The organism is Chitinophaga sp., assembly GCF_035564935.1.
Taxonomy (GTDB): Bacteria; Bacteroidota; Bacteroidia; order Chitinophagales; family Chitinophagaceae; genus Chitinophaga.
In genome coordinates, this window is record NZ_DATMTE010000499.1 from 1 (window position 1) to 11,102 (window position 11,102).

At 47.7% G+C, this 11,102-nt stretch carries 7 protein-coding genes; 1 reads left to right on the top strand and 6 read right to left on the bottom strand.

Annotated elements, in window-relative coordinates; genetic code table 11:
• Nucleotides 1-70: 70 nt before the first annotated feature.
• The 6 genes from VN105_RS12730 to VN105_RS12755 form a co-directional block, all read right to left on the bottom strand.
• The gene (locus tag VN105_RS12730; protein WP_325641413.1) at nucleotides 71-469 is read right to left on the bottom strand and encodes an energy transducer TonB; all 399 of its coding nucleotides are present in this window, start codon (nucleotides 467-469) and stop codon (nucleotides 71-73) included.
• Between the two features lie 67 nt (nucleotides 470-536).
• Nucleotides 537-1,841 carry a RagB/SusD family protein gene (locus VN105_RS12735; RefSeq protein WP_325641415.1) on the bottom strand — a complete coding sequence of 435 codons (1,305 nt, stop codon included), beginning with the start codon at nucleotides 1,839-1,841 and terminating at the stop codon, nucleotides 537-539.
• A gap of 18 nt (nucleotides 1,842-1,859) precedes the next feature.
• Complete coding sequence (locus tag VN105_RS12740; RefSeq protein WP_325641417.1) at nucleotides 1,860-5,009, bottom strand: SusC/RagA family TonB-linked outer membrane protein; 3,150 nt, start codon at nucleotides 5,007-5,009, stop codon at nucleotides 1,860-1,862.
• Between the two features lie 168 nt (nucleotides 5,010-5,177).
• Nucleotides 5,178-7,661, bottom strand: a complete 2,484-nt coding sequence (locus VN105_RS12745) for a glycoside hydrolase family 9 protein (RefSeq protein WP_325641419.1) — start codon at nucleotides 7,659-7,661, stop codon at nucleotides 5,178-5,180.
• Between the two features lie 64 nt (nucleotides 7,662-7,725).
• Nucleotides 7,726-10,110 carry an ABC transporter permease gene (locus VN105_RS12750; protein WP_325641421.1) on the bottom strand — a complete coding sequence of 795 codons (2,385 nt, stop codon included), beginning with the start codon at nucleotides 10,108-10,110 and terminating at the stop codon, nucleotides 7,726-7,728.
• Between the two features lie 139 nt (nucleotides 10,111-10,249).
• Nucleotides 10,250-10,618 carry a hypothetical protein gene (locus VN105_RS12755; protein ID WP_325641423.1) on the bottom strand — a complete coding sequence of 123 codons (369 nt, stop codon included), beginning with the start codon at nucleotides 10,616-10,618 and terminating at the stop codon, nucleotides 10,250-10,252.
• A 58-nt stretch (nucleotides 10,619-10,676) separates the two neighbouring features.
• Between VN105_RS12755 and VN105_RS12760 the strand changes: the two genes are divergently transcribed.
• Nucleotides 10,677-11,072 (top strand): SRPBCC domain-containing protein, encoded by a 396-nt coding sequence (locus tag VN105_RS12760; protein WP_325641425.1) that lies wholly within the window; start codon nucleotides 10,677-10,679, stop codon nucleotides 11,070-11,072.
• Nucleotides 11,073-11,102 lie beyond the last annotated feature (30 nt).

The window sequence follows — 11,102 nt, forward strand, 5'->3', positions numbered from 1 at the left end:
CTCATACCTGGTTAGTTGATCAGATATGAGATGCTTTTATAGAGATAATCCATAGAGAGGATCAATAAATCTATTCTTCCGGGGGGCAAATAAAAACCGGCAGGAAATATTGTACGGCCACCTTCTTTTGTTTGTTTATCCCAGGTTTCCATGCAGGCATCATTCTTACAGCCTTCATTACTTCAATATCCAACACGCGTAGTTTAGTTGTATCCATAGATCTTACATTGCAAACGCAGCCCTGTGCATCAATAATAAATTGTATACGGGAAATGCCTGTAACTCCTTCGTCTGCTGATACAGGTGGATATTTTATGTTCTTTACAAGATACTTCATCAATGCAGATTCACCACCGGGAAAAGCGGGCGGTATTTCCACAAATGAATATACGCTATCTGCCGGCCGCTGTCCATCAGCTGATATAACTACCAGCAAAAACAAAAAACACATCATTAGCTTTACAGGCATAGGGCATCTGTTTATACAAACAAAAGAAGTCCTGGTTGCCGTAACCAGCAACCAGAACTACACTCCATTAAAACGCCGGATCATCCGGTGTATTCGGATTATCATTCCGCTCTACAAACGGATAAGGGAAATAGTTCCGTTTCCTTTCCGCTACGGGTCTGCTAAACCGGCGGCTGTCTTCCAGTTCCTGGCCGTTCATAAACAATTCTATTCTCCGGTGCTTATAGATCAATGTCAGCAACTCCGCTTCATTGGCGGCAACTACCGGTGGCAATGATGCCCCGATGCCAAAGGCATCGTCCGCTGGTTTCTTAGTTACCACTTTATTCAGGTAAAGCAGGCCATTAACGAGATCATGCTGCCGGGCATAACTTTCTGCTTTGATAAGCAGCATTTCTCCCGGGAGATAAATGGGAACAGCAGAAAGATTGCTTTTGAAAAACCCGCTGATATTGAACTTTGGCTTACCGGGCCGGGCAATGTAAAATGGTATACGCTGATCCGCCAGGTCGGGTTGAATAGGTACGGGTAATCCCATCGTAGAGTCGACCACGTTATAGATATTATTGGTAGCTGTTACCAATGTAAAAATGGGATTGCTAACCTGCGGGTTAAAAGAAAGGGTGGAACGGATGCTCAGGTCCACTTTATCAGCAGCACTGATGGCTGCAGTGTAATCGCCGGCACACAGGGCATACCTTGCTTTTAGTGCATACAGCGTATTAATAATATTCACATCTTTGGGGATATTGGCTAAAAAAGTATTCCCCACAGGCGTTGCCGTTACTGCACTGATAGCATTGTCTAATGCGGCAACAGCCATGGTGTATCCCTGTTTTGCCGGAACAAATTTCACACCGCCGGACGATAACGCAGGTGTGCTGGTATTTTCCGGCACCTGTTCCCAATAGTTGGCCTGCACACCAATAGCCAGTGCCTTAAAGATAGTCGTATAAGCAATCAAACCACTGGCAAAGCTTTTATCTTCAACAACAACAGCAGTACGGCGTAAAACACTGTCTGCTTCATACCTGATCTTATTGGCAACATTCCACATGCCGGTTACTACTACGTTAGTGGTCAGGATCTTACTTCCTCCCGCACCTATCTGCGCTTCATCAGTATTACCCGGGTTGGTAACAAAAGTTTCTCCTACCAGTAAACTGCCGGAAGCAACGGTGGTATATAACAGGCTCTCGCGGTTCTTTGAATACCAGGTTTGTAAGCCTACAGCTACATTGGCCAGTGTGGCGGGTGAACTGTAAGCGCCTTCCGATGAAGGACCAGATGGATCCTGGTAATCTTTCTTACACGCTGCAAACGTGCAGAGCAAAGCAAGAGCGATGGTGCTATATTGAATATATCGTTTCATATTGGATCTTTTTTGTGATTAAAATTTTGCGCGAACAGACAGGTTATAGCTTCTCGGAACCGGCACGGAACCAAAATCAATGCCGCGCAATACGGTGCTTTGTCCTGCCGCATTCAATTCAGGATCATATCCTTTGTAGTTGTCCCAGGAAATAAGGTTCCTGCCGCCAATACTTACGGATAAATCACTTAATCCTTTCAGCTTGCCAAAGTCGTAGGTAAAAGCTACTTCACGCAGTTTCACAAAAGAACCGTCGTCAACCCTCCATTCCTGGATATTGTAATTACCTGCTATGAAGCCGCGTGGCAGTAACCCAAGATCTTCCTGTTCTGCTACTTTTCCGTTATCCACACCTTGCCGGGTTCTCCAGTCGGCATTGAATACGTCCACGCCCTGCACGGCGTCTACCTGTATATGAAGACCGAGCTTCTTATACTGGAAATCGCTGGTGAGTGTACCCGTCCAGTCGGGGTTGGGGTCGCCGATCTTTTTATTCAATGCGGTAGCCCCGGCAGGTGGTAAGCCGGTGGCAGGATCGCGCGCTACGGTGTAGGTGAGCGGCGAATTTTGTGTACCTGCTTCTGTAACCGGTATACCGGCAGGCGTTTTCAATTGATTCCCATTTTCATCCCTGGCGAAGAAAGTACCATAGAAAAACCCGATCGGTTCTCCATTGGCAATACCTATGGGCGCCCCACCTACGGTATTGTAGAGGATCAGCGCCTGCCCTATATCCACTGCCTTATTACGGTTACGGTTATAGATAGCCGTGAGGTTCCATGTAAAGTTGGTGGTTTTCACCGGCATAATATTCAGGATGGCTTCCACCCCGGTATTCTGCAGGGTGCCGATATTATCCTGGTAAAAGGAGTAGCCTTTGGTAGGCGCAACAGCACGACTTATAAGCAGGTTTTCCACGCGCTTGTGATAGTAGTTAACGGATAAGCCTATACGATTATCCCAGAATGCCAGGTCGGTACCCACTTCCAGCTCTTTTTGCTTTTCCGGTTTCACATCGGGGTTGGTATAAGTGGAGGGCGACTGGAAAGCTGCGGCTCCTATAAAAGCGGTAGCATTGTAGGTATTGTAACGGCCATACGCCGGGATACCGGTGAGGTTACCGGATTCGCCATAGGCGGCCCTTAGCTTCAACAGGTTCCACCATTTGGATACGGCCGATTTTTCCCAGAAATCGGTACCGGATATTACGTAACTGCCGCTCACTTTTGCATATAGCTGGTTCCTTTCATCTACGCCAAATACGGACGATCCGTCTACACGCAGCGCACCTGTAAGAAACAACTGGTTGCGGTACTTAAAGTTCTGCTGAATGTATTCACCGGAAATGGATAGCTCCGTGCGCTGATCTGCACCGGGAATAATGGTAGTGGCCTTGTCTGCCGTTTGTACAAACGGTGGTAACCCTCTTCCCTGTTCCAGGGTATAGTGCATACGCTGGTATTGTACAGAGTAACCTACCTGTGTTACAGAACTGAGTTTATCACTGATATCCCAGTTGTAAGTAGCATTGAGATCATGGTTGATCAGGAAAGAATTGTTGTTACCCGCGCTGGCATAACCATTCTGTGCAGGATCCAGGTCGGGGCCGCCGCCGTAAAAACCAGGGCTTACAAAATAGGCGAATGCGGGCATAAAGGTGGTACCTTCCTGGTTGTAGTTATCGATACCGAGCCGGTAATCTACCGTAAGATTTTTAATTGGACGCAGCTTAACACCGGCGCCGGCAATTACCCTGCCTACATGTTGCTGCTGTTTAAAATCTTCCATGATAGAAACCGGGTTCACACGACCACGTTCTCCTACCTTCATCAGCTGTCCCAGCGAATTACGTTGCTGTATATCGTAGTAGTTACCAATGATGGTTACGCCATTCATAGGAGAATAAAAGGTGTTGCCATCGGGCTTTTCGTTGGCTTTGCTGTACACGTAGTTCAGGCTGGCATTAAAACTGATCCAGCTGGCCAGCTCCTGGTCGAGGTTCAGCCGGAAGCTGAACCGGCTGAAATCCGTTTTATTGATAATACCCTGGTTATAAAAGTAACTGCCGGAAGCGTAATATTTTGTTTTGTCTTTTCCACCGGCCACGGATATATTATTATCCGTTCCCACGCCGGTGCGGAAAATGTAATCCTGGTAGTCGTACCTGTTAACCGGCGTGGTATTCACAATAGCGGGTGTCAGGATGTTCTGTGTGGAATCATCCGGCGATCCGCCGAACTTGACCGGCGCCTGGTTCACGTCCAGTTTTTTACGTAGCTGGTTCACTGAAAGGCTGGTGGAGAAATTAACCACCGGCGCGCCCGCGCTGCCTCTTTTGGTGAATATCTGTACTACACCGGCATTGGCGCGGGAACCGTAAATAGCTGCAGCAGCAGCGCCATTCAGCACTTCTATGCGTTCAATATCTGCCGGGTTGATATCGGAAATACGGCTTTGCCCTACACTACCTACAAAGTTGTTTCCTGAGCCACCTGCCGGATCTGCCGTTCCGCCAACACCATAGCTTGGATCGGCATTGGTTACGCGTGTGGTAGAGTTATCGATGATAACGCCATCAATGATATACAAAGGTTCTGTAGAACCTGATATAGTACTGATACCACGAAGTTTTACGGAGATACCACCGGCAGGGTCTCCTGAGTTCTGAGAGATCTGTGCACCGGCAGTTTTACCCTGCAGGGCTGCCAGCACGTTGCCGGAACCGCTCTTGCTGAGTTCATCGGCTTTCACGGTGCTGATATAATTACCCAACTGCCGGCGGGTAGTACCTTCAGAAGTACCGGTTACCACAATCTCATCCAGCTTGGATACTTCTGCAGTTAGCTGGATGTTCTGTGTATAACCGGCCGTACCGGCGCTTACTACCAGCACTCTTTCACCGGGTGCAAAACCGATTCCTGTATAGGCCAGCGTGTAGTTACCCGGCGGCAGGTTGCCACTGATGGTGTAACGCCCTTCACCATCCGTTTGGGCGCCCAGTTTCGTATTCCTTACCACCACCGTGATCCCGGGAATAGGCGATTGCTGGTTATCCGTAACCTGGCCGGAAATTTTCACCTGCGCATAGGCAGTAACAGCCAGTACGTTCATGAACAGAAACAGCAAAAAGGACCGGCCTTTAGCTATTTTCAATAGAAACAAGCTCATAGAAAAAATTTAGCGGGTTTAAGTTTGGTCGATTACAGTCGCGTGTAGTATTCAATAACTACCCTTCTTAATTTTGGTTGTCTTTGCTTTTGTTTGATCCTTGTATTTATATGTTTTTCAATACATTAAGTTCGCTAAAAATCGGCAGGTCACCAAAAGGACCTGATGTTACTGCAGCACCTGGTTCAACGAACTGAAATGATATCCCCGTTGTTTCAGCGTGGAGATCAGTGCATCCAGGCGTTTGTAAAACTTATCTTTCCTGCGTGGATCCGTGCCGATGTGTGTAAGCAGCAGGAAACCATTCAAACCAGCCGGGCGGGCGGATTCAAATTGCAGAACGGACTGGTAAATTTCAGCAGATGTACGGTATTGTTTGCCCAGCTCCGGGTAAGTGTAATCGGCATTGGACCGCGTTCCCGGCGTAAAGTTGATCAGTCGCAAACCTGCATTGGCTGTCCAGGCAGCAATAGTATCGTTGTACCATTCATATGCAGGCAAAAACCAGGGCGCTTCTTCTTTTGAAATGCCCGCTGCGGCCATTTTCGTATAGTTAGCCTGCAGGTCATCGGTAAATTGTTTTTCTGTGACCAGCAAACTGTCCCTGTGCTGCCAGTCGCAATACAAAAGATGCTGATCACCGTGCGCACCTAAATAGTGCCCATCCGCTTTCAGTTGCCTGATGAGCGCCTGGTTGGCTGGTTGCTGATAAAATTTCCCGGTAAAAAAGAATGCCGCCTTTACATGCTGTTGACGCAATGTATGCCGGATCACTTGTGCACCATCCGCAAATTCATCTCCCGTAAAAACAAGTACCAGTTGCTTTTTACTGCTATCGCCCCGGATCAGGCCTCCATGATCATATTGACGTTTTCCGGCCCCTTCCTGCGCTTTGGCAGCCATCAGGTATACCAGGGAGGCCGTGCCATCCATGGTGGGTTCATTGGTGCTGTAATCGCCAACGTCATCATGATATACGGCAAGATCACTCTGAAAAGCGGCATATTCATCGGGCGCCGACAAGCGGATACCGATAAGGTTTTTGTAGATGTTGGTGTATACAGGGCCATCTACCAGTCCGCCATCTACAGGATAGTGACCGATAGCGGAAAAAGCGGCATGCGGATCTGAAGGAAAATCCCCGTTTGCCGGCAACCCGTACACCATGCTGGTACCCCAGGGATTACAGCCAAAAAGCCAGTCGATATTCGCCTGCTCCAATGCCTCAAAAGTTTTTTTATTACTCAGTTGCCGGTACCAGTAACATTGGATGGCAAATGCGGTGGTAAGATTATTACTGCACCAGATAAAAGGGATGCCGCGGTAAAACGCATTTTGTTTTGCTTTATTCCATACCCTTTGAATACCGGTTTCGTAATACTCCGTGAGCAGCGCCTTTTTTGCGGCGTCCTCCTGTGCCAATGCATAATGCCCGAGGTTAATGAACGGGTACCACTGGTAGTGATTGGCAGTATCGGCGCCCAGCCATGGCGTCACTTTTTCTTCAGAGGCATAACGGGTAGCTGCCTGGCGGTATGCCGTTTCTTTGGTGATGCCGTACAACTGTGCAGCCGCCAGTTCCATGTCATCTGTCCAGTTATCTTCTGCATAAATGTAAGGCGACAATACCGATGCGGTCTGACATACACCGGGTTGTTGCTGTCCCATTTGCCAGGCCGATATTGCGCGTGTTTTCAACAACGCTGCGTAACCGGGTGAAGTGGTTTTAAGCAAATCATATCCCAATGCAAATGCGCTGGAAAACTTCCCTGCTGTAGAGGCCACACCTGTACTCTTGTTTTTGTATTTACCCAATCCCTGCGGTGTACCGGTACAAAAATATACGGGGCGTTCAAACCCTTTACCATAAAAATTATCTTCCCCCGGCAGGCGGAGGCCCTTATGGTCGCGGTCATCGGCCACCTGGTTAAACATCACATTATCTGAAGGATGCATTTTCAGCAACCAGTCGAGGCCCCATTTCGCCTCATCCATCACATCGCTGATATGATTGCTGCCGGGCAGGCCATTGGCTGCGTACCTATCTTCAAAAACTCCGGGGAAATCACGGTAAGCTGCCAGCAAATGAAAAGTAGCGTTAGCAGAAGTGGTTACATACTGAAGATAATCGGTAGCGTCGTGCCAGCCACCTGCCACATCAATATGTGTACTGTCGGGCATAGGGCCGTACATGGTATAGCCGTCGTGCGTGTGGCAGGAATCCCTGAGTATTGGATTGAACCCGCTTCTCTGCTGCCGCATATAACGCAGTAAAAAGTCCGGCGTAGAGGCATATACGTTATCGCCTATACGAAAAACAGGAGAAGTGGCACTGCCTGTTTTCAGGTAATATTTTCCGGGAGATGAATACGCGGAAAAATCCAGGCGGCAGGTTTGATCGAACGGGCCGTAGGCGCCGAAAGGCTTTCCTGTGCTACCGGTAAAAACAACCTTCCCTGTGCCGGCTGCCACCAGCTGAAAGGTGTGTGGCTGCGCCATTCCTTTGCCACCCCATACAGCTACTTTAACGCCACCGGGAAGATAGCCGAGCTGGTTGATGCGGATCCATGCGGCAGGCGTTTGTGCATGGCCGTTAGTAGCTATGAACAATAAAAATAACAGGTATGCAGCAAACAGCCGGGCGTTTTTCATTATTCAATGCGGGTTGAGGATATTCAATAAAAATACCTTTTTTAACGCACCCGGGAAAGAAAAGTTATTCTGCCCGAAGACTTTTCACCGGGTTGGCCAGCGCGGCTTTTGCCGCCTGGTAACTAACTGTGAGCAAAGCTATCAGTAAAGCTCCCAGCATAGTGAATGCAAATATTTCCCATACAATGGTAGTATGATACTCGAATTTCAGCAACCATTTATTTAACGCATACCATGCCACAGGAATGGCAAGGCAACAGGATATACTTACCAGCACTACAAAATCTTTCGACAACATTTTCCACAACTGGAATACGGTAGCGCCTAATATTTTGCGGATGCCTATTTCTTTGGTACGCTGCTCGGCAAGATAAGAAGCCAGGCCAAACAGGCCCAGGCAACTGATAAGGATAGCCAGCAGGGCAAAGAAGGTAGACAGCTGTCCAATGCGTTCTTCCTCACTGAACTTCTTCGCGTATTCTTCATCGGCAAATTTGTATTCAAACGGTGCTGCAGGATTATATTTCTGCATGATGTTCTGTATAGCAGCCATTGCTTTGCCGGTGCTCACTTCCGGGTTGATACGGACGTTCACAAAATTGCCGGGTTCCTTTAACAGGTAATAAAGGGCAGGTTGAACTTTTTCATAAGGAGAAGCCATGATCATATTACGCACTACACCAAGTACATGATACTCCAGGCTGTCTTTACGGATGATTTCTCCTACAGGATCATCAAATCCCATATATTTTGCAGCGGCTTCATTCAGGATCAGCCCCATGGAATCTGTGGCAAATTGTTCTGAAAAATCACGGCCTGCTATGAATTGCCAGTCCACCGTTTTACCATAGCCCATTCTGCCGCCAATCACATTAAAACCACCCATCTGGTCGGGCCGCTGCCCTCTCCATTTATAATCGCCGGCACTTGCCCATATGTCGGTGAGCGGCCCCTGCGACTCTGCCACTGCGCTAACCATACCGGAGGCTATCAGTTCCGTCTTGATCACGTTATAATTCCTGTAAATTTCCGGGGTGGTCATCTGTATGGAAAGCAGTCCGTTACGGGTATATCCTACGGGGCGGTTCTTCGCATACTGGATCTGCCGGTAAATGACAATGGTACCGATGATCAGAATAATAGACACCGTAAACTGTACCACAATAAGGGCTTTACGTGGCAGGGCTGAAAAGCGGCCGGCCCTGAAAGTGCCTTTTAATACTTTTAACGGCTGAAAGGACGACAGGTAAAGCGCGGGATAACTGCCGGCCAGCAAACCTGTAAGCAGGCTGAATCCGATACCGGCGCACCAGAACACCGGGCTTCCCCATAAAATACCAATATGCTTATTGGCTACCAGGTTAAACCATGGCAGCACTATTAATACGATCAATATAGATAATACAAAAGAAAAGAATGCCACCATTACAGATTCACTCAGGAACTGCCAGATCAGCTGCCGGCGCATGGAACCAATAGCTTTACGGATGCCCACTTCCTTTGCCCGCTTCTCCGACCGGGCGGTACTGAGGTTCATAAAGTTGATGCAGGCCAGTATCAATACAAACAGCCCGATGATGCCAAACAGTTTTACGTAACGTATTTGTCCGCCGGTATTGACGCCATTTTCAAAAGAAGAATACAAATGCCATTTGCTCATGGGGTGAAGGAATAGTTCTTGTTTCACACCCGGGTCCAGGGTAATATGTGGCGCCTGTGCATTGCTTATTTTTGCAGACACTTTGTCCATATCGGCATTATCGGCTATTTGTACAAATAGTTTTACGGCGTTGAAATCCCACTTGTCTTTCATATCGCCGATCCAGGTCCAGTTGTTAATAAGCAATTCCCATGGTGCAATATAATCGGTACCGCTGATGGAGGTATTTTCGGGGAGGTCTTCATATACGCCGGTTACCTTTAGTACCAGGTTGCGGTTATTATCTATTTTCACGAGCTGCCCCATCGGGTCTTTATCGCCAAATAAGGCAGCGGCCAGCCGGGCAGACAGTAATATAGACGCTGGTTCCTTCAACCCGTTACGCGTGCCTTTCAGCATTTTCAGGGAATACATTTCAGGGCCTCCCTGTTCTGCAAAAACACCACTGCGGGTAAATTTCCTATCACCCGATGCAATGGTATGTATACCATCTATCGCCATTACCACCTGCTTAAAATCATCGGGGTAGGAGCTACGCAAATGGGCTGCCAGGGGAATGGGCAGTGAATTAAAAGCCCCGCCTTCGTCTCCCTTTGTCATCCGTTGCCACACTGCCGCAATACGGTCGTAATTGGCGTGGTATTTATCGTACGACAATTCATTCCATATCCATAGCCCTATGAGCATGGTCACCGCCATACCGGCAGATAAACCAAAGATGTTGATAAAGGAGGTACCCCTGTTTTTCAGCAGGTTTCTAAAAGCGATTTTCAGATAATTCCTGATCATGGCAAGGCGGATTTGTTGGACACTCTAAAGACACAAGAAAACCGCCATAGTTGCATGCCCTTATCCACAAAGGATTCCAGGGAACGCACATGGCTTTTTTTTGTCCGGAAATGGACAATAACCGGCCGGAAACGAACAATCAGGAAGGTTGTTGAAGAATTACGCAAACATCTTCGGCATCTCTCAGCGCAAATTCAAGCGCCCCCCAGGGTTGCAGCTTTATTTCGGATAAATTGGGATGCAACAGCTCAGGATGGCTTCCTTTCACCAGTGCATACGCCGCTGCTATATCATCTGTTTCCAGTCTTATCTGGGGCCTGTCTTTGATCGCCCATTCATGACTTTCCACCAGGTGGATCACCAGCGTATCCCGTTTGATAATACAAAAAGGCTGTTCTGCATTATCATCCCGGTAAGCCATCGAAAAACCCAACGTATCCACAAATAGTTGCAAGCCCACATTCATATCCGAATAAAAGATATTCGGGATCAGTTTGGTTAATTGCATATGATCAAATTTTACAGGAAAGTAAATAATAATTCGTCAATTCAGTAGCTTTGAAAACATGAAAGATTACAAAAAACATTTTATACTCGCGGCGCCGCCGGAGGAAGTGTATGCGGCACTCACCAATCCCGCTACCATCCAGTTATGGACAGGCGAGGTAGCGGAAATGTCGACCGAACCGGGTTCTGAATTTTCTTTATGGGAAGGCAGTATTGTGGGTAAGAACCTGGAATTTGAGCCCGACAAAAAGATTGTGCAGCAATGGTATTTTATGGAAGATGAAGAAGAGGAAGAAGAAACCCCTTCGATAGTAACCATCAAACTCCATTCATCTCCCAAAGGAACAGATGTGGAATTGAAACACGTTAATATCCCCGATGAAGCTTATGAAGATATTATTGCCGGCTGGAATGAACAGTATTTCGGCTCGCTGATAGATTTTTATAAAGATTAAAGTATAGAGGCCGCTCAGCATGCAGGCGCA